23 protein-coding genes are annotated in these 21,866 nt (G+C 70.8%); 15 read left to right on the top strand and 8 right to left on the bottom strand.

Annotated features, from left to right (window positions below):
* Positions 1–28: 28 nt before the first annotated feature.
* Complete coding sequence (locus tag PV646_RS29095; RefSeq protein WP_500345474.1) at positions 29–895, bottom strand: RNA polymerase sigma-70 factor; 867 nt, start codon at positions 893–895, stop codon at positions 29–31.
* Positions 896–965: 70 nt separating this feature from the next.
* Positions 966–1,958, bottom strand: coding sequence for a hypothetical protein (locus tag PV646_RS29090; RefSeq protein WP_500345473.1), 993 nt, complete (start codon positions 1,956–1,958; stop codon positions 966–968).
* 99 nt (positions 1,959–2,057) lie between these two features.
* On the opposite strand from PV646_RS29090, the gene PV646_RS29085 reads away from it, so the two are divergent.
* Positions 2,058–2,564: a DinB family protein gene (locus PV646_RS29085; RefSeq protein WP_500345472.1), complete on the top strand. Its 507-nt coding sequence runs from the start codon at positions 2,058–2,060 to the stop codon at positions 2,562–2,564.
* Positions 2,565–2,632: 68 nt separating this feature from the next.
* Here the strand turns inward: PV646_RS29085 and PV646_RS29080 are convergent, their stop codons facing one another.
* Both PV646_RS29080 and PV646_RS29075 read right to left on the bottom strand, forming a co-directional pair.
* Entirely contained in the window at positions 2,633–3,937 is a 1,305-nt protein-coding gene (locus tag PV646_RS29080) for an NAD(P)/FAD-dependent oxidoreductase (RefSeq protein ID WP_500345471.1), read from the bottom strand.
* A 20-nt stretch (positions 3,938–3,957) separates the two neighbouring features.
* Positions 3,958–4,755, bottom strand: a complete 798-nt coding sequence (locus PV646_RS29075) for an IclR family transcriptional regulator domain-containing protein (RefSeq protein ID WP_500345470.1) — start codon at positions 4,753–4,755, stop codon at positions 3,958–3,960.
* A 109-nt stretch (positions 4,756–4,864) separates the two neighbouring features.
* Between PV646_RS29075 and PV646_RS29070 the strand changes: the two genes are divergently transcribed.
* The 6 genes from PV646_RS29070 to PV646_RS29045 are packed head-to-tail and all read left to right on the top strand — an operon-like array spanning position 4,865 to position 9,946.
* The gene (locus PV646_RS29070; RefSeq protein ID WP_500345469.1) at positions 4,865–5,428 is read left to right on the top strand and encodes a flavin reductase family protein; all 564 of its coding nucleotides are present in this window, start codon (positions 4,865–4,867) and stop codon (positions 5,426–5,428) included.
* Between the two features lie 2 nt (positions 5,429–5,430).
* Positions 5,431–6,975, top strand: coding sequence for a 4-hydroxyphenylacetate 3-hydroxylase family protein (locus PV646_RS29065; RefSeq protein ID WP_500345468.1), 1,545 nt, complete (start codon positions 5,431–5,433; stop codon positions 6,973–6,975).
* Positions 6,976–6,982: 7 nt separating this feature from the next.
* Entirely contained in the window at positions 6,983–7,810 is an 828-nt protein-coding gene (gene catA, locus PV646_RS29060; RefSeq protein WP_500345467.1) for a catechol 1,2-dioxygenase, read from the top strand.
* Positions 7,807–8,925: a muconate/chloromuconate family cycloisomerase gene (locus tag PV646_RS29055; RefSeq protein WP_500345466.1), complete on the top strand. Its 1,119-nt coding sequence runs from the start codon at positions 7,807–7,809 to the stop codon at positions 8,923–8,925. Before catA ends, PV646_RS29055 begins: the two co-directional genes overlap by 4 nt.
* Before the next feature lie 2 nt (positions 8,926–8,927).
* Entirely contained in the window at positions 8,928–9,215 is a 288-nt protein-coding gene (catC, locus tag PV646_RS29050; RefSeq protein WP_500345465.1) for a muconolactone Delta-isomerase, read from the top strand.
* Positions 9,212–9,946: a bifunctional riboflavin kinase/FAD synthetase gene (locus PV646_RS29045; RefSeq protein ID WP_500345464.1), complete on the top strand. Its 735-nt coding sequence runs from the start codon at positions 9,212–9,214 to the stop codon at positions 9,944–9,946. Before catC ends, PV646_RS29045 begins: the two co-directional genes overlap by 4 nt.
* A 4-nt stretch (positions 9,947–9,950) precedes the next feature.
* Here the strand turns inward: PV646_RS29045 and PV646_RS29040 are convergent, their stop codons facing one another.
* On the bottom strand, positions 9,951–10,451 hold the full coding sequence (locus PV646_RS29040) for a methylated-DNA--[protein]-cysteine S-methyltransferase (RefSeq protein WP_500345463.1): 501 nt from the start codon (positions 10,449–10,451) through the stop codon (positions 9,951–9,953).
* 54 nt (positions 10,452–10,505) lie between these two features.
* On the opposite strand from PV646_RS29040, the gene PV646_RS29035 reads away from it, so the two are divergent.
* On the top strand, positions 10,506–11,414 hold the full coding sequence (locus PV646_RS29035; RefSeq protein ID WP_500345462.1) for an LLM class flavin-dependent oxidoreductase: 909 nt from the start codon (positions 10,506–10,508) through the stop codon (positions 11,412–11,414).
* Here PV646_RS29035 and PV646_RS29030 read toward each other — a convergent pair.
* On the bottom strand, positions 11,392–12,744 hold the full coding sequence (locus tag PV646_RS29030) for a DUF2867 domain-containing protein (protein ID WP_500345461.1): 1,353 nt from the start codon (positions 12,742–12,744) through the stop codon (positions 11,392–11,394). The genes PV646_RS29035 and PV646_RS29030 overlap by 23 nt on opposite strands.
* An 11-nt stretch (positions 12,745–12,755) precedes the next feature.
* Positions 12,756–13,328 carry a hypothetical protein gene (locus PV646_RS29025; RefSeq protein ID WP_500345460.1) on the bottom strand — a complete coding sequence of 191 codons (573 nt, stop codon included), beginning with the start codon at positions 13,326–13,328 and terminating at the stop codon, positions 12,756–12,758.
* Positions 13,329–13,418: 90 nt separating this feature from the next.
* Here PV646_RS29025 and PV646_RS29020 point away from each other — a divergent pair, with 90 nt between their 5' ends.
* Entirely contained in the window at positions 13,419–14,759 is a 1,341-nt protein-coding gene (locus PV646_RS29020; RefSeq protein WP_500345459.1) for a cryptochrome/photolyase family protein, read from the top strand.
* Positions 14,760–14,762: 3 nt separating this feature from the next.
* Here PV646_RS29020 and PV646_RS29015 read toward each other — a convergent pair whose 3' ends face one another.
* Positions 14,763–15,668, bottom strand: a complete 906-nt coding sequence (locus tag PV646_RS29015; RefSeq protein WP_500345458.1) for a trypsin-like serine peptidase — start codon at positions 15,666–15,668, stop codon at positions 14,763–14,765.
* A 97-nt stretch (positions 15,669–15,765) separates the two neighbouring features.
* On the opposite strand from PV646_RS29015, the gene PV646_RS29010 reads away from it, so the two are divergent.
* From PV646_RS29010 to PV646_RS28985, 6 genes are read left to right on the top strand one after another with little or no spacing between them, the layout of a single operon-like run.
* On the top strand, positions 15,766–16,446 hold the full coding sequence (locus PV646_RS29010) for a response regulator transcription factor (protein ID WP_500345859.1): 681 nt from the start codon (positions 15,766–15,768) through the stop codon (positions 16,444–16,446).
* Positions 16,439–18,115, top strand: coding sequence for a sensor histidine kinase (locus PV646_RS29005; protein ID WP_500345457.1), 1,677 nt, complete (start codon positions 16,439–16,441; stop codon positions 18,113–18,115). Before PV646_RS29010 ends, PV646_RS29005 begins: the two co-directional genes overlap by 8 nt.
* Positions 18,116–18,155: 40 nt before the next feature.
* Entirely contained in the window at positions 18,156–18,695 is a 540-nt protein-coding gene (locus PV646_RS29000; RefSeq protein WP_500345456.1) for a hypothetical protein, read from the top strand.
* Entirely contained in the window at positions 18,692–19,717 is a 1,026-nt protein-coding gene (locus PV646_RS28995) for a peptidoglycan-binding protein (protein WP_500345455.1), read from the top strand. The genes PV646_RS29000 and PV646_RS28995 overlap by 4 nt, the downstream gene beginning before the upstream one ends.
* Positions 19,714–20,388 (top strand): ABC transporter ATP-binding protein, encoded by a 675-nt coding sequence (locus tag PV646_RS28990; RefSeq protein ID WP_500345454.1) that lies wholly within the window; start codon positions 19,714–19,716, stop codon positions 20,386–20,388. Before PV646_RS28995 ends, PV646_RS28990 begins: the two co-directional genes overlap by 4 nt.
* A gap of 44 nt (positions 20,389–20,432) precedes the next feature.
* Positions 20,433–21,644, top strand: a complete 1,212-nt coding sequence (locus tag PV646_RS28985; RefSeq protein ID WP_500345453.1) for an ABC transporter permease — start codon at positions 20,433–20,435, stop codon at positions 21,642–21,644.
* The last annotated feature ends 222 nt before the right edge of the window (positions 21,645–21,866 follow it).

Here is a 21,866-nt window from a genome sequence, read left to right as displayed (position 1 = left end):
CAGGACAAGCCCCGGGTTTGTGACAGGCCTACCGGAACGCGCCCAGCTTCGAGGGGTTGACCAGCCACAACACCTGGTCGATGCCTTCCGAGGACGCCGTCACGGTGATCACCGCGTAGGTGCCGTCGTCCTTGCGCAGCCGTACAGCGGTGAGCCCGTTCGCCTCGACGAACGACATTTCCGCGCCGGCCCAGAACGACGGCGCCCAGCCCGCGATGATCTTCGCCAGGGAGGCCGCGCCGAACAGGGGGCGACCGGCCGCGCGGATCGTGCCGTTGCTGTCCGACCAGCTCACGACGTCCTGCGCGAACAGCTTCTCGAGCGACGCCAGGTCACCGGCCTGCGCCGCCGCCACGAACGCCTCCAGCAGCTTGCGCTGGTCCGCGCGCTGCACGGGCACCCGGCGTTCGTCCGCGAGGTGCTTGCGCGCCCGGCTGACCAGCTGCCGCGCCGCGACCTCACTGGTCTGCACGATCTCGGCGATCTCCCGGTACGGGTAGTCGAACGCCTCGCGCAGCACGTACGCGGCGCGCTCGGTCGGGGTGAGCTTCTCCAGCAGCATCAGCACCGCGAGCTCCAGCACCGCGCCCCGTTCCGCGCCCACCTGCGGGTCGGCGGAGGTGTCGACGGGCTCGGGCAGCCACGGCCCGACGTAGGTCTCGCGACGGGCGCGCGCGGTCTGCGACTCGTTGATCGCGAGACGGGTGATCGCGGTGGCCAGGTACGCCTCGGGGTTGAGCACGGCGTCGCGGTCGGCGAGCTGCCAGCGCAACCACACCTCCTGCACCAGGTCCTCGGCGTCGGCCACGCTGCCGGACATGCGGTACGCGATGCCGAACAGCCTCGGCCGGGCCGCCGCGAACGCCGACTCGGCCTCGTCGAGCTGCTGGGTCATCAGCCACCCCTCTCCTCACGGCAACGTTAGCGCCGATCGGAGAGAGGGGTGATGTGGCGCCTCACACGGACTACGAGCAGGTCCAGCGCAGTGGTCCGTAGTCGCTCGCGTGGCTGAACAGCGAGTCGTCGTCGCCCGCGACGAACAGCTCGGAGACGAACGTGACCCCGTCGGGGTAGGGCAGTTCACCCAGGAAGGTCGTGTCCCGCCAGACCGACGCGGGTCCGACCATTGTGGACCGTTCGCCGGTGATCAGTCCGCTCGCGTTGACGGCGAACGCGGTGCCGGCGCCGGCGATGTGCCGGACGTTGCCACCGCGATCCCACAGCAGCGCCTGCGACTCCGGCCACCTGTCCCCGATCTGGTAGCCGACCACCCTGCCGCCGCGAATCGCCTCCGCGTAGGTGTACCTGCCCTCGTCGGCCAGCAACGTCACCTGGCCGGACTTCCACAGGGCGCCGGGCTTTCCCTCCCTGCCGCGCAACAACACCGTGCCGTCGTCGTCGAGGCCCTGCGGTGTGCCGGCGGTGAGATCGATGATCAGCGGCGCGACCGCGATCGTGGACCACAGGATCCCGACCTGCCGGCCGTCCGCGATCCGCTCGCCGTGACCGAGCACGTCACCGCGTTCGTTGACGGCGGTCGCGCCGGTGAGCCGATAGCCGGTCGGCGGTGCGAGATCCGTCGTTCCCGACGCGGAGTACAGCACGATCGCACGGCGTCCCTCGGCGACGATGGTGCCGTCGACCAGCACGGTGCCCGACGAGTTCTGGCCGGCCATCGACAACGACCGCAGGTGCCGCACCTCGTGGACGACGCGTGGTTTCCCGGCCTCCCACACGATCAGGTCGTTGGTGTTCTCCCCCGGCCGCAGCGACGTGCCCGCGTAGTCGCCGTGGCTGTCGGTGCCCTCCACCTTGGTGAAACGCGGGTCGCACCCGTCCGGTACCACCACTTTGGACACGGCCCAGCCGCACGGCGCCGGATCGGCGGCGGCCACCCCCGGAGCCGCCAGAACCGTGCCCGCCAAGCCGATGGCCGCGATGAACGCTCGTCTGCGCATCTTTGATCCCCCCGAATCAACTGAAGACGTCACGATCACGCGGGATCGTCCTCACCGGTTGCCCCGCATCACTCGAACGGAGCAAGGCAGACTGATCACGTGACCACCGAACGCCCGAGCCCTCCCCTGCAGGCCGGCGAACGCGAGACCCTGCGTGCGTTCCTCGACTTCCACCGCGCCACCCTCGCGATGAAGTGCGACGGCCTGTCCGACGACGACCTGCGCCGCCGTTCGATGCCGCCGTCCGCGCTCACGCTGCTCGGCCTCGTCCGGCACATGGCCGAGGTGGAGCGCACGTGGTTCCGCAAGGTCATCAACGGCGAGGACCTCCCACTGGTGTGGTCGGACGCCGGCGACTACCAGGTCGCCTACGACGCCTCGGGGTCCACGCGGTCCGAGGCGTTCGAGGCCTGGGAGGCCGAGGTCGGGCACGCGCGCCGGATCGAGCGGGAGGCCGAGTCGCTGGACGTGACGGGCTACCAGCCGCGCTGGGGCGAGCAGGTGTCGCTGCGGCTGGTCATGAACCACCTCTGCCACGAGTACGCGCGACACAACGGCCATGCGGACTTCCTGCGCGAGGGGATCGACGGCGTCACAGGGGCGTGAGGCTCCGCCGCGACGGCCGGGGCGTGCGGAGGGCGGACGGTCCTGCGTCCACCCTCCCCCGGAGCATCTCAGTGCCCGGCGGCCGCGGGTGGCAGGTCGGCCTGCGCCAGCGTGATCCCCCGGTCCGGCACGACGCCGAAGTGCGTGATCTGCCGTCCGGCGCCCAGTTCCGTGATCCAGTTCGCCGCCGTCCGGAACCGCCCGTACGGCAGGTCCATCAGGTGGTAGCCGCGGGTCACGGCCTTGGCCGGCAGGCTCGTCAGCGGCACGCCCAGCGGGTTCGCGACCGCCTGCCAGCCGCCGAGGTCGACCACGAACCCCAGGTCCTTGTGCCGGTACTCGCGGGCCGTGCCGTGGCCGAGCGACGCCGCGATGTTGTTCGCCGCGGTCTTCCCCTGGCGTTCGGCGTGCTGGGCGGTCATGGCGGTGATCTCGCCGGGTCGCACCAGGTCGGGCACGGCGGCGGCGTCACCGGCGGCCCACACGTCGTCGCAGACCTTCAGGTACGTGTCCGTGTCGATGCGGCCGTTGGTCGCGGGCATGTTCAACGTGCTGACCAGAGGATCGGGCCGCACGCCGACACACCACACCACGGTCCGTGTCTGGATCTCGCTGCCATCGGAGAGGCGCGCGCACGTGGCGGTCATCTCCTTCAGACTGGTCTCCAGCTTGACCTCGGCGCCTCGCTTGAGCAGCACCTTCTCGGTGGGTTTGGACAACCGCGGGTCCAGGCCGGGCAGCACGCGCGGCGCGATGTCGACGAGGATCCACCGCGGCGGGACGTCCTTCAGGCCGGGCAGGTGCCGCCAGGCGTCCTGGGTCAGCAACTGCGTCTGCGCCAGCACCTCCGTGCCCGTGTAACCCGCGCCCACCACGACGAACGTGCACCGCGCACGGCGTTCCTCGGGATCGTCGGACTGGTCGGCCAGTTCCAGCTGCCGCAGCACGTGGTCGCGCAGGTGGATGGCCTCGGCGATGGTCCGGAAGCCCTTGGCGTGCTCGGCGACACCGGGGACCGAGAGCAGCCGCGTGACGCTGCCGGACGTGATCAGCAGCTTGTCGAACGACCTCGCGGACGAACGGCCTTCGACGTCGGTCACCTGGACGCACTTCCCGGCGAGGTCGATGCCGGTCGCCGCGCCCAGCACGAGTTTGGTGCGCTTGAGCTTGTTCCGCAGCGGCACCGCCACCCGGCGCGGGTCGAGCACACCGCCCGCCACCTCGGGCAGCAGCGGGATGTAGAGCATGTAGTCGACGGGGTTGATCGCGACCAGTTCGGCCGCGTCCTCGGGCAGTGTGCGCTCCAGCTTGCGCAGACAGTGGAATCCGGCGAACCCGGTACCGATCACCAGGACCCGCGGCCGAGCGGACATCCGTCCTCCTCGAGTAACCGTCAGTAGAAGCCCTCACGCCGCGAGGAGCTCTTGTGCCCCAGGTCGGCGCTGATCCGTTCCGCGGCGTCGAGCAGCAACGGCACGACCTCGCCGCGGACCTCCTCCACAGATGATCGCCCCACCGAGGTGGAGGACGCGAGTGCGGCGACCACCTCCCCGGTGCGGTCGCGGACGGGCGCGGACACCGAGAGCAGCCCGATCTCCAGCTCCTCCGCCACGAGTGACCACCCGTCCGAGCGAACCTGCCGCAGCGCGGCGCGGAACGCGTCGCCGCCGGTGACCGTGTGCCGGGTCAGCGCGGGCAGGCCTCCCGCGACGACCTCGTCGACGACGGCGTCCGGCGCCCAGGCGAGCAGCACCCGGCCCATCGACGTCGCGAACGCCGGGATCCTGGTGCCGACGGACACGTTGATGCTCATGATCCGCCGCACCGGCACGCGGGCGACGTAGACGACGTCCCGTCCGTCCAGTTCGGCCAGTGACGCCGACTCGCCCGTCTTGGCCGACAGCTCCAGCAGGTGCGGCTGGGCGATCTCGATCATCGCGTGCGACGCCGAGTAGTGCTGGCCGATGCTCAGCACACGAGGGGACAGCGTCCACTTCGTGCCGTCGTTGCGGACGTATCCGAGCCGTTGCAGCGTAAGGAGAATCCTGCGCACGGCCGGGCGCGAGAGGTTGGTCGCGGCGGCGAGCTCGGCCAGGGTCGGGCTGACCCGTTCCTCGTCGAACGCGAGCAGCACGGCGAACCCTCGCTCGATGCTCTGGATGAAGTCGCGCTCGTCCGGCCCGCTGGTCATCGCCCCATCTTTCCGCACCACCACCGTTGACACGGCCGCACCGCCGGTGCACCCTCATGTAACCGCAAGGCGTACAGCTTGTACGCACAGCGTACAGGGGGAGCGGGAGATGACTCTGGATCACCGCACAATCCGCAACGGGTTCGGCAGGTTCGCCACCGGTGTCACCGTGGTGACCTGTCGCAACGACGACGGAGAGCCGCACGGCGCGACCGTCAACGCCTTCACGGCCATCTCGCTCGAACCGGCGCTGTGCCAGGTCACGCTGACCCGCGAGTCCAAGGCCTGCCGGTTCCTCGACGACAAGCCGTTCGCCGTCAACGTCCTCGCCGCCGACCAGATCGGCGTGGCGTGGACCTTCGCGGGCCGCCCCCAGGGGCCCGCACCCCGCTGGGCCGACGGGCCGACCGCCCCCGTCCTGCTCGGCACCGCCGCGACCATCTCGTGCCTGCCCTGGCGCACGTACGACGGCGGCGACCACCTGATCGTCATCGGGGAGGTCGCGCACCTCAGCACCAGCGACGCGGATCCGTTGCTGTTCTTCGGTGGTGCGTTCCGCGAGATCGCCGAACGCACCGCGGACCACTGGATGAGCTCGGTCGACTGCCCGGACATCGGGTGGTTCGGCTCCGGCTTCGCCCCACTGCGAACCACTTCAACGCTGAAGGGTTAGGCATGACCACGCAGCAGCAGCAACGCACGACCCGGCCGATGACCGGCGAGGAGTACATCGAGTCCATCCGGGACGGACGCGAGATCTTCCTCGGCGGCGAGAAGGTCGGCGACGTCACGACCCACCCCGCGTTCCGCAACTCCGTCCGGATGACCGCCCGTCTGTACGACGCGCTGCACGACCCGGACAAGCAGGCCGTGCTGACCGCGCCGACCGACACCGGCAGCAGCGGCTTCACGCACCCGTTCTTCCGCACGCCCCGCAGCAGCGCCGACCTCTACGCCGACCGCGCCGCCATCGCGGAGTGGGCGAAGATGACCTACGGCTGGATGGGCCGCAGCCCCGACTACAAGGCCGCGTTCCTTGGCACGTTGGGCGCCAACGCCGACTTCTACAACCCGTTCGCGGACAACGCCCGGCGCTGGTACCAGGAGTCGCAGGAGAAGGTCCTGTACTGGAACCACGCGATCATCAACCCGCCGGTCGACCGCAACCGCAACCCCGACGAGGTCAGCGACGTGTTCATGCACGTCGAGGAGGAACGCGACGACGGCCTGATCGTCTCGGGCGCGAAGGTGGTCGCCACCGGTTCGGCGATCACGAACTACAACTTCATCGCGCACTACGGACTGCCGATCAAGAAGCGCGAGTTCGCGCTCGTCTGCACGGTGCCGATGGGCGCGCCGGGCATGAAGCTGATCTGCCGCAACTCCTACGCCGCCAACGTGGACAAGACCACCGGGCCGTTCGACTACCCGCTGTCGTCGCGGTTCGACGAGAACGACACGATCTTCGTGCTGGACCGCGTGAAGATCCCGTGGGAGAACGTCTTCATCTACGGCGACGCCGAGAAGGCCAGCACGTTCTTCCCCGGTTCCGGGTTCCTGCACCGCTTCACGTTCCACGGCGTCACACGCCTGTCGGTGAAGCTCGACTTCATCGCCGGCCTGCTGCTCAAGGGCGTGGAAGCCACCGGTGTCAAGGACTTCCGCGGCATCCAGACCCGCGTCGGCGAGGTCATCGGGTGGCGCAACCTGTTCCACGCGCTGTCCGAGGCGATGTGCGCGAAGCCCGACGAGTGGGTCGACGGCGCGGTGTTGCCGCACCTGGACTTCGGGCTCGCCTACCGGTGGTTCATGACGGTCGGCTACCCGCGGATCCGCGAGATCATCATGCAGGACATGGGTTCCGCGCTGATCTACCTGCCGTCGTCCGCGAAGGACTTCATGTCCGACGAGACCAGGCCGTACCTCGACAAGTACGTGCGCGGCTCGAACGGCATGGACGCCGTCGAACGCGTGAAGCTGATGAAGCTCATCTGGGACTCGATCGGCAGCGAGTTCGGCGGCCGGCACGAGCTCTACGAACGCAACTACTCCGGCAACCACGAGGGTGTGCGCGCCGAGATGCTGTTCGCCGCGCAGCAGTCCGGCATGGCCGACTCCATGAAGGGGTTCGCCGAGCAGTGCATGGCCGAGTACGACCTCAACGGCTGGACCGTTCCCGACCTGTTCAACCCCGGCGCGACCTCTCTGAACGGAAGGTGACCTCCCGATGACTGCCGTCCAGTCCCCCACCGCAGCGGACTCCGGTGCGTCCGCCAGCGCCAACTTCCGTTCCACCGCAAGGGAAGGCGTCGCCGTCCCCGCCGAGCGCGTGTCCACTGTGGCCACCGCGGTCCTGCAGGCCGTGCACTCGGCGATCCGCGAGCACGACGTCACCTACCCCGAGTTCCAGGCCGCGAAGCAGTGGCTCATGGACCTCGGCGAGGGCGGCGAGTGGCCGCTGTTCCTGGACGTGTTCGTGGAGCACGTCGTCGAGGAGGTCGCCGCCCGCACGCAGGACGGCACCAAGGGCAGCATCCTCGGCCCGTACCACCTGCCGGACCAGGTGTCGCTGCCCGCCGTCTGCACGCTGCCGATGCGCGACGACGAGAAGGGCGACGCGCTCACGTTCTCCGGCCGCGTGACGGACCTGGCCGGGCAGCCGCTGGCGGGTGCCGAGCTCGACGTCTGGCACGCCGACTCCCAGGGCTACTACTCGGGGTTCGCGCCGGACATCCCGTCCGGGAACCTCCGCGCCGTGGTGGTGACCGACGCCGACGGCCGGTTCGAGATCACGACCGTGCAGCCCGCGCCGTACCAGATCCCGACCGACGGGCCGACCGGGCGGCTGATCGGCGCGGCGGGCTGGCACCCGTGGCGGCCCGCGCACCTGCACCTCATCGTGCGTGCCCCGGGGCATCGGCCGATCACGACGCAGCTCTACTTCGCGGGCGGTGAGTTCGTCGACAGCGACGTCGCCGAGGCCGTGAAGCCCGAACTCGTTCTCACGCCGTCCGACCAGCGCGTCACGTACGACTTCGTGCTCGAGCCCTCATGAACGATCTGCTGATCGACGGCGTGGACACGGTCCTGCTCGACGTCCCGCTCGTCCGGCCGCACCGCTTCGCCCGCACCGGGATGGACGCGCAGCCCGTGCTGCTCGTCCACGTCCGGACCGCGGGCGGGGCGGCCGGCCTCGGCGAGGGTGTCGTGCCGGGCGGGCCGTGGTGGGGCGGCGAGTCGGTCGAGACCATGAAGGTGGTGATCGACCAGTACATCGCCCCGCTGCTGCTGGGCCGCCGGGTCGACGACATCGCGGGCATCCTGCAGGCCGTCAACGACGTGGTCAACGCGAACCTGTACGCCAAGGCCGCGGTCGAGGTCGCGCTCCACGACGCGTGGGCGCGGTCGCTGGGCGTGCCGGTGCACACGCTGCTCGGCGGGCTCGCGCGGACGTCGATCCCGGTGACGTGGGCACTCGGCACCGAGCCGGCGGACGTCGTCATCGACGAGGCGATGGCCAAGCTCGACCTCGGGCACCGCAGCTTCAAGCTCAAGATGGGCGCACAGGACCCGGCCGACGACGTGCGCCGGGTGTGCGTGATCGCGGAGAAGCTGCGGGACGTCGCGGGCGTGCGGGTCGACATCAACGCGCGCTGGGACCGGCTGACCTCGTTGCGCTACCTGCCGATGCTCGCCGACGCGGGGGTCGAGCTGGTCGAGCAGCCCGTGCCGGGTGCCGAGGTCGAGTGGCTCGCGGAGATCAACCGGGCGTTGCCGATCCCGGTGATGGCGGACGAGTCGCTGCGCACGCCGTCGGACGCCCTGCGGCTGGCCGGGCTGCGGGCCGCGGACGTGTTCTCGCTGAAGACGACCAAGTCCGGCGGGCTGCGCGCCACGGCGGCGATCGCTTCGATCGCGGCCGCGGCGGGTATTCCCTGTCACGGCGGCACCTCGATCGAGAGCCCGGTCGGCACGGCGGCGTCGCTGCACCTCGCCTGCGCCTCACCGGCCGTGACGTGGGGCAGCGAGCTGTTCGGGCCGTTGCTCATGCGCGAGGAGCTGCTGGCCACGCCGCTGCGCTACGACGGCGGCGACCTGCACCTGCCGGTCGGCCCGGGGCTCGGCGTCGAGCTGAACCCCGCGGCCGTCGCGGCCTTCACCAGGAGGTGACCGTGCTCTTCCACGTGCGGATGGACGTTTCCCTGCCCCACGACATGGACCCCAACGACCGCGCCGAGCTGGTGCGCGCCGAGAAGGAACGTGCGCTGGAGCTGCAGAAACTGGGCGTGTGGCCGCATCTGTGGCGCGTCGTCGGGCAGTACAGCAACATCAGCGTCTTCGACGTGCCGTCCAACGACGAGCTGCACGCGTTCCTGTCGTCGTTACCGCTGTGGCAGTACATGACGGTTCAGGTGACGCCGCTGGCGACACATCCCTCTGATCTGGCGGCACAACCATGACGGCTGTCCGGGAAGGTCTGGTGTGGCGGTCGGTGGCGGACGTCCCGCCGGACTGGCCGGGGTGCGTGGTCACGATCGGGGTGTTCGACGGCGTCCATCGCGGGCACGCCCGCCTGATCTCGGCCGCTCGGGAGGTCGCGGGGCCCCGGCCGGTGGTGCTGGTGACGTTCGACCCGCATCCGGCGCGCGTGCTGGGGCTGGCGCGGGACACGTCCGCTCTGAGCACGGTCGACCGGCGTGCCCGGCTCGGGCACTCCCTCGGGGTGGAGGCGATCCTGGTGCTGCCGTTCACCCGCTCGCTCGCCGCGCTGTCACCCTCGGAGTTCGTGTCGGAGGTGCTGGTCGGGGCGCTGCACGCCGAGGCCGTGGTGGTCGGGACGAACTTCACGTTCGGGCATCGCGGCGCCGGGACCGTGGAAACGGTGCGGGAGCTGGGACTACCGGCGTTCGGCGTCGACCTGGTGGACGGGTGTTCGTCGACTCGGGTGCGGGAGCTGGTGCGGGACGGCGACGTCCGTGCCGCCGCTGCCGTGCTCGGGAGGCCGCACCGGGTGGAGGGTGTGCTGTCCGGCGGTGTCGTCACCGTGCCGCCGGGGACCGCGTTGCCGTCCGACGGCCGGTACCTCGGGACGCTCGGTGATCGGCTCGTCCGGCTGGTCGTGGTGTCCGGGGCGGTACGGGTGGCCGGGCCTGGCGGGCCCGCTGCGGTCGAGTTCCTTGACCGGCTCTGACCGGTCAGAAGAGGCGGCCGTCCTCCTCCGCGGGAGGTTCTTCCAGCTCCAGCAGGAACCGCTTGCGGGTCAGGCCGCCCGCGTAACCGGTGAGGCTGCCGCGCGCGCCGACCACGCGGTGGCAGGGAACGATGATGCTGATCGGGTTCCAGCCGTTGGCGTTGCCCACGGCCTGAGCGCCCGCCGGGTCACCGAGCTCGGCGGCCAGCTGTCCGTAGGTTCGGGTCTCTCCATGGGGAATCGCCGTCAGCAGCTTCCACACGCGGCGCTCGAACTCCGACCCGCGAGGCGCCAGGTCGAGGTCGAACTCCCGCCGCTGCCCGGAGAAGTACTCGTCCAGCTGGCGGCGCACCTCGTCGAACCCGGTGTCGGTGCGCGGGCCGAGGTCGGTCAGGCGTGGGGTGCGCAGGTGGCCGTCGAAGTAGAGGCCCAGCAGGGACTCCCCCTCCGCGACGAGGGTGAGCGGCCCGACCGGTGAGTCGACGACGGTGTGGTGCACGTGCATCCTGGGTTTCTCCGGTGGTGCTCGGGATCAGGCCGCCACCGTAGCCTCCCGGAGATGGGGCTGCGGTTGTCGGTGCTGGACACGTCGCCGATCGTGCGGGGCTCGACGCCGCGCGAGGCGTTGCACAACACGGCCGATCTCGCCGAACTGGCGGAGGAGCTGGGGTTTCACCGGTACTGGGTGCCGGAGCACCACGGCATGCGCGGAGTCGCCGGTACCGCGCCGGCCGTGCTCGTGGCGCACCTCGCGGCCGTCACCTCACGGCTGCGCGTCGGCTCGGGCGGCGTGCTGCTGCCCAACCACGCGCCGCTCGTCGTGGCCGAGCAGTTCGGCACGCTCGCGGCCCTGCACCCCGGCCGGATCGACCTCGGTGTCGGCCGCGCGCCGGGCAGTCCGCCGTCCGCGGTGGCGTCGCTGCGCCGCACCGACCGGCCGTACCGGGACCAACTCGAAGAACTGCGGACGTTGCTCGACCCGGCCGCCACCACGGCCGTGCCGGTCCGGGGCGGGAACGTGCCGGAACTGTGGCTGCTCGGGTCGTCACCGGACACGGCGGGGCTGGCCGCCGCGCTGGGCGTCCCGTTCGCGTTCGCCCGGCACCTCAGCCCCGCACTCACCTGCGCGGCGGACCTCGTGAGCGTCGCGGTGATCTGCGCGGACGACGACGAACGCGCCGAGTGGCTCGCCGGGCCGATCAGGACGAAGGTGCGCAGCCGTCAGGACGGGACGCGAATCCTGTTGCCCAGCCCGCACGACACGTCCGCGCTGCCGGACGACGGCCGCGTGCTCGTCGGCGGACCGGACAAGATCACGCGCGAGCTCCAGTCCGTGCTCGACGAGACCGGCACGCCCGAGTTGATGATCACCTCACCGATCTACCACCACGCCGACCGTCGTCACAGCTACGAGCTGATCGCCGCCCTCGCACCGGACCTCACCGTCACGCCGCCGACGCCTTCCTGACGATTCCGCTGGCCATCGTGGCGAACACGATGTCGTGCAACGGTTTCTGCGCGAGCCAGTACAGCCGGCCGACCAGTCCGTCGGCGGTGAACGTGACCTTCTGCCGGTAGCGCGTGCGGTCGCCCTGACGGTCGACGCGCATGTCGAGGAGCGTGTGGCCGGGCATCTTCATGTCCGCGCGCAACACGAGCCGCCTAGCCTCGTCGTCGCGGTGGACGACGGTCCAGAAGTCGACCACGTCGCCCTCCGCGATCTCGGGAGCCCGGCCCCGGTAGAGCCCGACGCCGCCGAAGAGGTGGTCGATCGCTCCCCGGACCGTCCACACCAGAGGGATCGTGTGCCAGCCGTCGTCGCCTCCCAGGGTGTTCACCGCGCTCCACACGTCCTGCGGTGACACCTCGGTGAGCACGGTCCGTTCCTCGGTGAACACCTCGCCGTCGGCCTGGCCGGTCTCCTGGGCGGTCGTGGCGCGGATGGCGTTGTCGACGCTCGTCATGCCGTCGGGAGGTGGCGGCAGCACGTCGGTGGCGGACGGTCCGGACTCCGATAGGTCGTGGTCGAGCGACGCGAACAGCGGTTCCGCGACCATCGCCGACACCGGCGTCACCAGCCCGGCGACCTGGGCCGCGAGTTTGTGCGACCACAGGGGTGAGGGCAGCGGCAGCCGGACCGGCAGTCCCAGCACCCGTGCGCACCGCTGGACCAGGTCGAGGTAGCTGAGCTTCTCCGGGCCGATGACGTCGTACACGCCGTCGACCGGTTCGGGGAGGTTGGCGGCGGCCAGCAGGAAGTGCACGACGTCGTCGGCGGCGACCGGCCTGCTGGAGTTGTGCATCCACGACGGCACCGGTACCCAGGGCACGACGCGCGCGGACGACCGCAGCAGCTCGAAGCTCGTCGAACCGGCACCGATGATCATCGGTGCCTGCAGGACGAGGGCGGGCACCGGACCCGCGGTCACGACGTCGCCGACCTCGGCCCGGGAGGCCAGGTGACCGGAGAGGCCGGCGGCACCGGGACGCGGCCCGCCGACGTAGACGATCTGCCGCACCCCCGCCTCCGCCGCCGCGTCCGCCAGCACGGCGGCGGCCCCACGATCGACCTCGGCGAAGTCCGGCCGGTCCAGCGAGTGCACGAGGAAGTAGACGAGTTCCTTGCCCGCCAAGGCTTCCCGGACCGCCCGCGGATCCGTGGCGTCACCGACGTGCACCATCACGTTGGTGGGGAACCTCGTCGACTGGGCGCTGTCCCGGACCAGCACGGCCACGTCGTGGTCGTGCTGGACCATTTCTGGCACGAGACGTGATCCGAGGTGTCCGGTCGCGCCCATCACGAGGCACCTCATCGGATGCCGGTCCGGTTCTGCAACGCGCCGATCTTCGTGCCGTACAGGAAGAACACCGCCATGAACACCTCGATGCGTTGCTGCGACGTGAGTTCGTCGAGGTCCACGGCGATCTCCGTGTCCCGGACGTCCGAACTCCGCGCGAGTCGTTGGTTGAACAGCGCCCGCGCGGTGTCCTGGCTGCGTTCGTCGACGTCCGCGTGGAACAGCCGGCGCAGGTCGCAGTCCGGCGGCAGCGGGTGGCGGACGAGTTCCGCGGGGTAGCGGGCGTTCATCACGCGTGCCGCGGTGTTGAGGGTGTGGGCGACGAGAGCCGGTCCCCTGCCGAAGTGGTCGACCACCGCGACCAGTTCTTCGAGGGTGGCGACGTCGTCCTCGATGCTGACCGGTGTGCTGGTGTCGAGGTCGAGCCGTTCCATCGCCATCGCGACGTTGTCGAGGACCTGGCCGGGATCGACGACGAACTGGTCGCCGACGTGCAGGCTCGCGCGGTGGTGGTGCGGGTCGAGTAACTCCTGTGCCTCGCGGTCGAGGTACTGAGGTTCGCCGTGGTCGATCGTCACCCGCATGACGTGCCCGTTTCCGGGCCGCCGCAACCGCGGTTCCACGAACAGGTGACCGCGCGGTTGCGGAACCGGTCCGCCGGGTACCGCTGTCCGATGAGGACGTCGATCGCCCTGTTCACCCGTGACCTGCGGGTTCACGACAACCCGGTGCTGCACGCCGCGTCCACGGCGGACCGGTGCGTCCCGCTGTTCGTGGTGGACGACGCGATCGTCTCGTCGTCGTTCTTCAACGCCAACCGCGCCGCGTTCCTCACGGACTGCCTGGCCGATCTGGACGCGTCGTTGCGGAAACGCGGGGGCAGGCTGGTGGTGCGCCGGGGAAAGCCCGCCGACGAGGTCGCCCGGATCGTCCGGGAACACGACGTCACCGAGGTCCACGTCGCGGCCGACGTCAGCAACCACGCCCGTCGCAGGGAAGAGGCCCTGCGCGAACTCGGCGTCGACCTGCACGTGCACGACGCCTCGATCAACGCCGTCCCGCCCCTGTCCCTCACCCCGTCCGGCGGCGGTGACCACTTCGCGATCTTCACGCCGTACTTCCGCAGGTGGGAGACCGTGCACCGCCGCGGTGTCCTGCGCGCACCGGGCCGGGTGACCACCCCCGAGATCAGCGGTGACCTGCCGGAACTGCGCGGCGGCACCCCGTCGCCGGACCTGGCCGCGGGCGGTGAGACCACGGGCCGGAAGCTGATGACGAGCTGGGCTCGCACCGGCGTGGACGACTACGCCGAGGTGCACGACGCATTGGCCGCCGACGCGACCTCGCACCTGTCCCCGCACCTGCACTTCGGCACGGTGTCGGTGACCGAGCTGCTGGACCGCGTCGGCACCGCGTCCGAAGGCGCCCGCGCCTACACCCGCCAGCTGGCGTGGCGGGACTTCCACCACCAGGTGCTGGCCGCCCGCCCCGAGTCCGCCACGAAGGACTACCGCACCCGCGACGACCGGTGGCGTCGTTCGGAGCGCGACTTCGCGGCGTGGCGGGACGGCCGCACCGGCTACCCGATCGTCGACGCGGCGATGCGCCAGCTCTCCCGGGAGGGCTGGATGCACAACCGCGCCCGCCTGGTCACGGCGAGCTTCCTGTGCAAGACCCTGTACCTGGACTGGCGGCGCGGCGCCCGGCACTTCGCCGACCTGCTGGTGGACTGCGACCTCGCGAACAACCAGATGAACTGGCAGTGGGTCGCGGGAACGGGCACCGACACCCGGCCGAACCGCGTGCACAACCCGCTGGCACAGGCGAAGCGCTACGACGCCGACGGCGCCTACGTGAAGCGCTACCTGCCCGAACTGGCCGATCTCGACCCAGATCACGTCCACGAACCGTGGACGCTGCCCGACGAGGAGTTCAAGGCCCTCGACTACCCACCGCCCGTCGTGGACCTGCGGGAGGCGGCCGACAGGTTCGCGGCCGCCCGCCGCAAGAAGTGACCGTCAGCTCCACTGCGCGCGCTGGTACAGCGGCGCCGTGATCTTCCCCGTGAACTGCGCCCCGCCGAGGTGCCGCACGCACTGGCGGATCGGGCACTCCTGGCCGTTCGCGTCCTGGAAGAAGCTCTGGACGTTCACACCCACCACCGCGTTCCCGCTGATCCGGGGCCCGCCGCTGGAGCCGCCGCCCATGTCGCAGGGCACTCCCCACAGGTTCTCCCCGGGACTGCCGGCGTTGAGGGCGGGGACGCCCCAGCACTGCGCGAGCCGCTGACCGGTGAACTCCGGCCTGCCCTGGTGACCGGGCTGCCCGGCCGCACGCGGGTAGCCGTACTCGCGCGCGAACCGGTCCGCGGGCCGGTCGAACGCGATGTGCTCGCTCACGGGAGACGGCTTGTCCAGCACGAGGAACGCCTGGTCGAACTCGGACCGCTGGTCGTCGGTGATCCACGTCCGGTGCACGACCGCCCTGCGCACCACGAACTCACCGAACGGCCGGGCACCGTCGCGGAACCCCGGCACGAACAGCATCTTCGAGTGCCACCTGGGGTCGAACCCCGCCAGGTTCGCCGTGTGGACGCAGTGCCCGCCCGTCACCGCGGTGCGCTTGTTGGCGCTCACCACGACGGTCGCCGTGCAGCTCGAGTCCTCGCCGTCGCGGTCGACGAAGAAGAGGCGGCCGATGGTCCGGCTGTTCGGGGCGGGGGCGCCGGTCGAGTCGTCGACCGCGGGTGTTCCGGGTGGTGCGGACGGACCGACCGGCATCGCCGCGATCCGTTCGGGGGTCCAGTGGGCCGCGACGCCGTTCGTGTCGAGATCGTGCACGACCACGTCAGAATCGGAAGGAGAAGCCGCTGCCACGCCCGGCACACCGAGAAGCAGCAACGCGACCACGCTCAGTATTCGCATGGAGCCGACCGTGGCAGCGAGTTGTGCGGATCCTGTGCGGAAGGAGTCCTCATCCCGTGCGGCGGCGGCACGAGTGACTATGTTGCGACGCATGGGCATGTGCGTGCTGGTGGCCGAGGACAACGTGATGCAGGCCGACATGCTCGGGCGGTACCTGCGCCAGGAGGGCTACCGGGTGCGGATCGTCCACGATGGAGCCGCCGCGCTCGACGAGGTCCGCCGCGACCCGCCGGACCTGCTCGTGCTCGACGTGATGATGCCGAAGCTGGACGGACTGGAAGTCGTGCGCACGTTGCGCAACGAGTCGGACGTCCCGGTGCTCATGCTCACCGCGAAGTCCACAGAGGACGATCTGCTGCACGGGCTCGACCTCGGCGCCGACGACTACGTCACCAAGCCGTACAGCCCGCGCGAACTGGTGGCGCGCGTGCGCACGTTGCTGCGGCGGGTCCAGCGCCCGGCGACGAACGGCATCACGCTCGGTGGGCTGAGCATCGACCCCGACCGGCACGAGGTGGAGGTGCGGGGTGGCGCGGTCGAGTGCACCGCGTCGGAGTTCCGGATCCTGCACACGATGGCGGTGAGTCCCGGCCGGGTGTTCAGCCGCGCCCAGCTGCTCAGCGCCGTGCACGGGCTCGACGGGTACATCACCGCCCGCACGATCGACGCGCACGTCATGAACCTGCGCAAGAAGATCGAGGTCCACCCGCGCACACCCGCGTACCTGCTGACCGTGCACGGCGTCGGGTACAAGCTGGTGGACGGCTCCGGTGCATAGCGTCCTGGCGCGGCTGCTGGCCGCGTCCGTGCTCGTCGCCCTCTGCTCGATCACCGCGGCCGCGTGGCTCGCCGCCCAGAGCACGTCGACCTCGATCAGGCAGGAGCTCGGCAACGCGCTGGCGGGCGACGCCGCCACGTACCGGGAGCTGATCACGTTCGCCGTCGAGCACCGCGACTGGAGCGGGGTGGGCCTCGGTCCGGGCAAGGGCAGGCTGATCCTCACCACGACCGATCGCGAGGTCATCGCCGACACCGGCACGAACCTCGACCCCGGTCAGCTGCCCGCCCTGCCGTCCGCGGTGATCAACCCGCTGGAACTGGACCTCGCCCTGGCCCCGGACTCCCCCGCCGACCGGATCGACGCGCGGATCGCGGGCCCGTTCCAGCTCACCGAGCGCGAGAAAGCGAGTCTGGCCGAGGACGCGCGGGCGTTCCAGGTGCGCTGCCGGGGTGCGGCCGCGCAGCTGGACACCACGACGACCGCCTGGGGCCGTCCGATCGTGAACGTGGACCGGACGACCGCCGCTCCCGCCGCTTCCTCGTGCCGGGAGATCGAGACCCGGCTGAGCACGCTCACCCTCGGGGAGTCGGCCGCGTTCAACGACCTCGGCGTGCGCCTCGACGACTGCCTGCGCCGGCGCGGACTGCCCGCCGAGCAGCTCAGGATGAACGCGTCCTGGCAGCCCGTCGCCTCCAGCACCGAGTGCCTGACGAGCGCGCGCCGGGCTCAGTTGGCGCCTTACGTGGCACCGCCCGCGCTCCTGTTCGTCACCGATCCGGCGGGCCGGACCACCCAGGCGACCGTCGTGAACTTCGACGTCGGCCGGGTGGTGCTGGTCGCCGCGATCGTGCTGGTCCTGACCGTCGGCGTCAGCGTGCTGGTCGCGTTGCGGATGACGAGGCCGTTGCGCACGCTCACCGCCGCCGCCGAACGGTTGCGGCACGGCGACGACGCGCGGGTCGACATCCGGTCGCGCAGCGAGATCGGCCAGCTCGCGCGGGCGTTCAACGACATGGCCGCGCACCGGGCCCGCACCGACGCCCAGCGCAAGGCCATGACCAGCGACATCTCCCACGAGCTGCGCAACCCGCTGGGCACGATCCGCAGCTGGCTCGAGGGTGCGCGGGACGGCCTGGTCGAGCTGGACCGCACGACGCTCACGTCGTTGCTCGACGAGGCGCTGGTGTTGCAGCACCTCGTCGACGACCTGCAGGACCTCGCGCAGGCCGACGCCGGCGAACTGCGGCTGCACCCCGAGCCCGTCGACCTGCGGGAGCTGTTCGACCAGCTCGCCGCCGCCCATCCCGGACTGGTGACCGAGGGCGGTGGGGTGGTGACCGCGGATCCGGTGCGGCTGCGGCAGGTGCTCACGAACCTCGTCACGAACGCCTTCCGCTACACGCCCGCGGACGGATCGGTCCGGCTGTCCGCGCAGAGCGGCCGGATCGTCGTGCACGACACGGGCTCCGGCATCTCCGCCGAGGACCTGCCGCACGTGTTCGACAGGTTCTGGCGCGCGGACCGTTCCCGGACCCGCGACACCGGCGGCAGCGGGCTCGGGCTGGCGATCGTGCACGCGCTGGTGAACGCTCACGGTGGCACGATCGCGGTGGAGAGCGAGGTCGGGCGCGGGACGGCGTTCACGATCACGCTCCCGGCACGCTGAGCGCACATCTTCCTCACAACCGCCCGGCAGCATCGCCGCCATGAACCCCAGGCTGTTGATCGGCGCCGCCGTGCTGCTGCTGTCCGCGTGCGGCCAGTCCGCTCCGCCGTCCTCGAACGTCGCGTCCCTGCAGTCGTCCGGGGTCGTCGCCCCTTCCTCCAACGCCGCGCCGCCGCCGTCCGACGGTGAGCAGCCGCGGTTGCGCATGGACATGACGGAGGAGGAGAAGAAGCGGTACTACGACGCGCACACTCTCTGTCTCGCCGAGAACGACCCGAACGCGACGGGCACCGGTCCTGGTCCCGCGGGCACCCTCCGGCCTGCGCAGTACAGCGACGAGGCGTGGAAGGCGTGCGCGAAGAAGTGGCCGCTGCCGCCGTGGGAGATGGACTCCGACAACCCGACGTTCAAGGACAACTGGCACAAGAACGTCCAGTGCATCAACAGCCGCGGCATGAAGGTCATCGAGACCGAGCCCGGCAGCTGGACCTACGACGGCGAGCAGACCCTGCCGGAGGAGGAGCGCCGCAAGATCGAGAAGGACTGCGAGCAGGAAGTCTTCGGCGGAGGGCGCAAGTGAAGCGGTGGATCATCGGCGGAGTCGCCGTGGTGGTCCTGGTCGCGGGCGTGGTGGCGCTCACCTGGACGCGTCGTGCTCCCGCCCAGACCGCTCCACCCCCGGCGCCGAAGACCGTCGCCGTGGTGAAGACCGACCTGACCGACGTGCGGGAGTTCAAGGCCACGCTCGGTTTCGGCGCCTCGCAGGAGGTGACCGGACGCCGTCCCGGCACGCTCACGTGGCTCCCCGCTCCCGGTGCGGTGCTCGACCGCGGCGGCGCGGTGTACAAAGTGGACAACCGCCCGGTCTGGTTGTTCTTCGGTGAGACCCCGTTGTGGCGCAAGCTCGGCAAAGCCGGCATCAAGGGCCCGGACGTGAAGACCGTGAAGGACAACCTGGGCGCCCTCGGCTACAAGCTCGGTGGTGCGCCGGACGAACTCACCCAGGCCACCGTTGACGCGGTCAAGCGGTGGCAGAAGGCCGAGAAGGTCGAGGAGAGCGGGGTGCTCGACCCCGGTGACGTCGTCGTGCTGGCCGGGAAGGTCCGCGTCGAGGGGGTCACCGCGACGCTGTCGGCGTCCGGCGAGGGCCCGCTGATGACCGTGACCGCGACGGGCAAGGCCGTGGACGCCTCGATCGACGCGCGGCAGGCCGAAGTGTTCACGAAGGACCTGAAGGTCACCGTCGTGCTGCCCAACGGCACCGAGACCACGGGAACCGTGCGGTCCGTGAGCACCGAGGCGAAGTCCGGGAAGAACGGCAACGGCGAGGAGATCCCGGTGATCGCCGTGGACATCGGCCTCGACACCGAGGTCGGCGAGTTCGACTCGGGCCCGGTGCGCCTGCGGCTGACGAGCACCGCGAGGCAGGGCGTCCTGGCCGTGCCGGTGACCGCGCTGCTGGCGTTGCGGGAGGGTGGTTATGCGGTGCAGACGAAGGAGGGCGCGTTGCTCGCGGTGAAGACCGGCCTGTTCGCGGGCGGGCTCGTCGAGATCAGCGGTGGTGGCGTCAGCGAGGGCGTGCAGGTGGTGACGACGTCGTGACCCCGGTTCTGCAGGTTCTCGACGCTGTCAAGGAATACGCGGGCGGTGTGCGTGCCCTGGACGGCGTTTCCCTTGCACTGCAAGCAGGTGAGGCCGTCGCGATCGTCGGTCCGTCGGGTTCGGGCAAGTCGACGCTGCTCAACCTGCTGGGCACTCTGGACCGCCCGTCGAGCGGCACGGTGATGCTGGACGGGCACGACATCTCCACGCTGTCCGACCGGCGGCTGTCCGCGTTGCGCGGGCGGCGGATCGGCTTCGTGTTCCAGCAGTTCCACCTCGCGGACGGCCTCACCGCCATCGACAACGTCGCGACGGGCCTGCTCTACGCCGGCACCCCGCGCAAGTGGCGGACAGCGATGGCGACCGAGGCGCTCACCCGCGTCGGCCTCGGTCATCGGCTCCGGCACCGGCCGCACGAACTGTCCGGCGGTGAACGCCAACGCGTCGCCATCGCCCGCGCCGTGGTGAACCGCCCCGCCCTGGTGCTCGCCGACGAACCGACCGGAGCGCTGGACACGGCCACCGGGCGCGCGGTGCTGGACCTGCTGCTCGACCTGAACCGCGAGGGCACGACGCTCGCGGTGATCACGCACGATCGTGAGGTGGCGGCCCGGTTGCCGCGCCAGGTGGAGATCCGGGACGGCCGCATTCGCGCGGGGGTGCCCGCGTGAGCGACGCGTCCCAGACCCGCCCCGCTCGACACCACGGTGGGAGCGTGACCACCGCTCCTCGCACGAAATCCCACGACGTCCGCCCCACCAGGCTCACCCCCGCCGACCTCCTCCTGCTCGCCCTGTCCCCGCTGCGGACCAGGCCGATGCGGGCCGTGCTGTCCGCGCTCGGCATCTCCATCGGCATCGCCACGCTCGTCGTGGTGACGGGCATCCCGGCGTCGAGCCGGGCCGCGCTGATGGAGGAGTTCGCCGTGCTGGGCACCAACCTGCTGCGCGCCGAAGCCGCCACCGGCCTCGACAACGAGCCCGCGTCGCTGCCGCCGGACTCCGTCGCGATGGTCGAGCGCATCGGGCCCGCCCACGACGTCAGCGCCGTCGCGAACACCCACGCCGTGATCCGCCGTTCCGACCGGATCCCGGACTCGGAGACGTCCGGCCTGACGGTGCTGGCGGCCAAGCTCAACCTCCTGGACACGCTCAACGGACACGTCCGGACCGGCACGTTCCTCAACCAGGCCACCTCGGCGTTCCCGGCCGTCGTGCTGGGCGACATCGCGGCGGCGCGGCTCGGCATCACCGCCCCGGACGCGCAGGTCAGGATCAACGACACGTGGTTCACGGTGATCGGGATCCTCGCTCCCCTGCCACTCGCGCCGGAGGTCGAGCGGTCGGCCCTGGTCGGCTGGGAGTCGGCTCGCGGATTCGGCTTCGACGACCGGCCCACCGTGCTCTACCTGCGCGCGGACGAGCCGGCGATCGACGACGTGCGGGCGGTGCTGCCGCAGACCGTCCACCCCGAACAGCCCGCGCAGGTGCGGGTCAGCCGCCCGTCCGACGCGCTCACCGCCAAGCGGCTCACCGAGAACACCTTCTCGGCGCTGATGCTGGGCCTCGCCGGGGTGGCGTTGCTGGTCGGCGGCATCGGGGTCGCGAACACCATGGTGATCTCCGTGCTGGAACGCAAGCGCGAGATCGGGCTCCGCCGTGCCCTCGGGGCGCATCGCGGGCAGATCAGGACGCAGTTCCTCACCGAGTCGGTCGTGCTGTGCGTGCTCGGTGGCGCGGCGGGCGTGGTGCTGGGGCTCGCCGGGACCGCCGGGTACGCGTTCGCGCACGACTGGCCCGCGGTGATCCCGGTGGAGATGGTGCTGGCGGGGCTCGGGGCGGCCGTCGTCACCGGGGTGACCGCCGGGGTCTACCCGGCGGTGCGGGCCTCGCGGCTCACTCCGACGGAGGCGCTCGCCGCACCGTGAAAATCATCACGAACAGGCGCTCGGGAATTGCTTCGAGTACATCCGCCGCGCGGCGCGTGAATTTCTGTCCCCCTTTTTCCTGAGCATTCATGGGCCTCAGTTGCACACCCCTTTTGGCGGTATAGGGAACTTCTATGCCGTGGCAGCCTCGGAGGCGCGTGAGCCACACGACGTCTGGGGGTGCGGACGTGTCACGTCCGCCAGTCATTATTGGGGGATTCG

Origin of the sequence: Streptomyces sp. ID05-26A, from assembly GCF_033794685.1 — a bacterium.
Lineage (GTDB): Bacteria > Actinomycetota > Actinomycetes > Mycobacteriales > Pseudonocardiaceae > Lentzea.
This window is presented reverse-complemented; position numbering and strand designations above follow the sequence as displayed.

Coding starts and splice junctions, on each gene's coding strand:
- PV646_RS29035 (WP_500345462.1), top strand. CDS start 10,506: ATGGGGCTGCGGTTGTCGGTGCTGGACACGTCGCCGATCGTGCGGGGC.
- PV646_RS29015 (WP_500345458.1), bottom strand. CDS start 15,668: ATGCGAATACTGAGCGTGGTCGCGTTGCTGCTTCTCGGTGTGCCGGGC.
- PV646_RS29010 (WP_500345859.1), top strand. CDS start 15,766: ATGTGCGTGCTGGTGGCCGAGGACAACGTGATGCAGGCCGACATGCTC.
- PV646_RS29030 (WP_500345461.1), bottom strand. CDS start 12,744: ATGGGCGCGACCGGACACCTCGGATCACGTCTCGTGCCAGAAATGGTC.
- PV646_RS29075 (WP_500345470.1), bottom strand. CDS start 4,755: ATGACCAGCGGGCCGGACGAGCGCGACTTCATCCAGAGCATCGAGCGA.
- catA (WP_500345467.1), top strand. CDS start 6,983: ATGACTGCCGTCCAGTCCCCCACCGCAGCGGACTCCGGTGCGTCCGCC.
- PV646_RS29090 (WP_500345473.1), bottom strand. CDS start 1,958: ATGCGCAGACGAGCGTTCATCGCGGCCATCGGCTTGGCGGGCACGGTT.
- PV646_RS29025 (WP_500345460.1), bottom strand. CDS start 13,328: ATGCGGGTGACGATCGACCACGGCGAACCTCAGTACCTCGACCGCGAG.
- PV646_RS29080 (WP_500345471.1), bottom strand. CDS start 3,937: ATGTCCGCTCGGCCGCGGGTCCTGGTGATCGGTACCGGGTTCGCCGGA.
- PV646_RS29095 (WP_500345474.1), bottom strand. CDS start 895: ATGACCCAGCAGCTCGACGAGGCCGAGTCGGCGTTCGCGGCGGCCCGG.
- PV646_RS29040 (WP_500345463.1), bottom strand. CDS start 10,451: ATGCACGTGCACCACACCGTCGTCGACTCACCGGTCGGGCCGCTCACC.
- PV646_RS29055 (WP_500345466.1), top strand. CDS start 7,807: ATGAACGATCTGCTGATCGACGGCGTGGACACGGTCCTGCTCGACGTC.
- PV646_RS29070 (WP_500345469.1), top strand. CDS start 4,865: ATGACTCTGGATCACCGCACAATCCGCAACGGGTTCGGCAGGTTCGCC.
- PV646_RS29000 (WP_500345456.1), top strand. CDS start 18,156: ATGAACCCCAGGCTGTTGATCGGCGCCGCCGTGCTGCTGCTGTCCGCG.
- PV646_RS29045 (WP_500345464.1), top strand. CDS start 9,212: ATGACGGCTGTCCGGGAAGGTCTGGTGTGGCGGTCGGTGGCGGACGTC.
- PV646_RS29020 (WP_500345459.1), top strand. CDS start 13,419: ATGAGGACGTCGATCGCCCTGTTCACCCGTGACCTGCGGGTTCACGAC.
- PV646_RS29065 (WP_500345468.1), top strand. CDS start 5,431: ATGACCACGCAGCAGCAGCAACGCACGACCCGGCCGATGACCGGCGAG.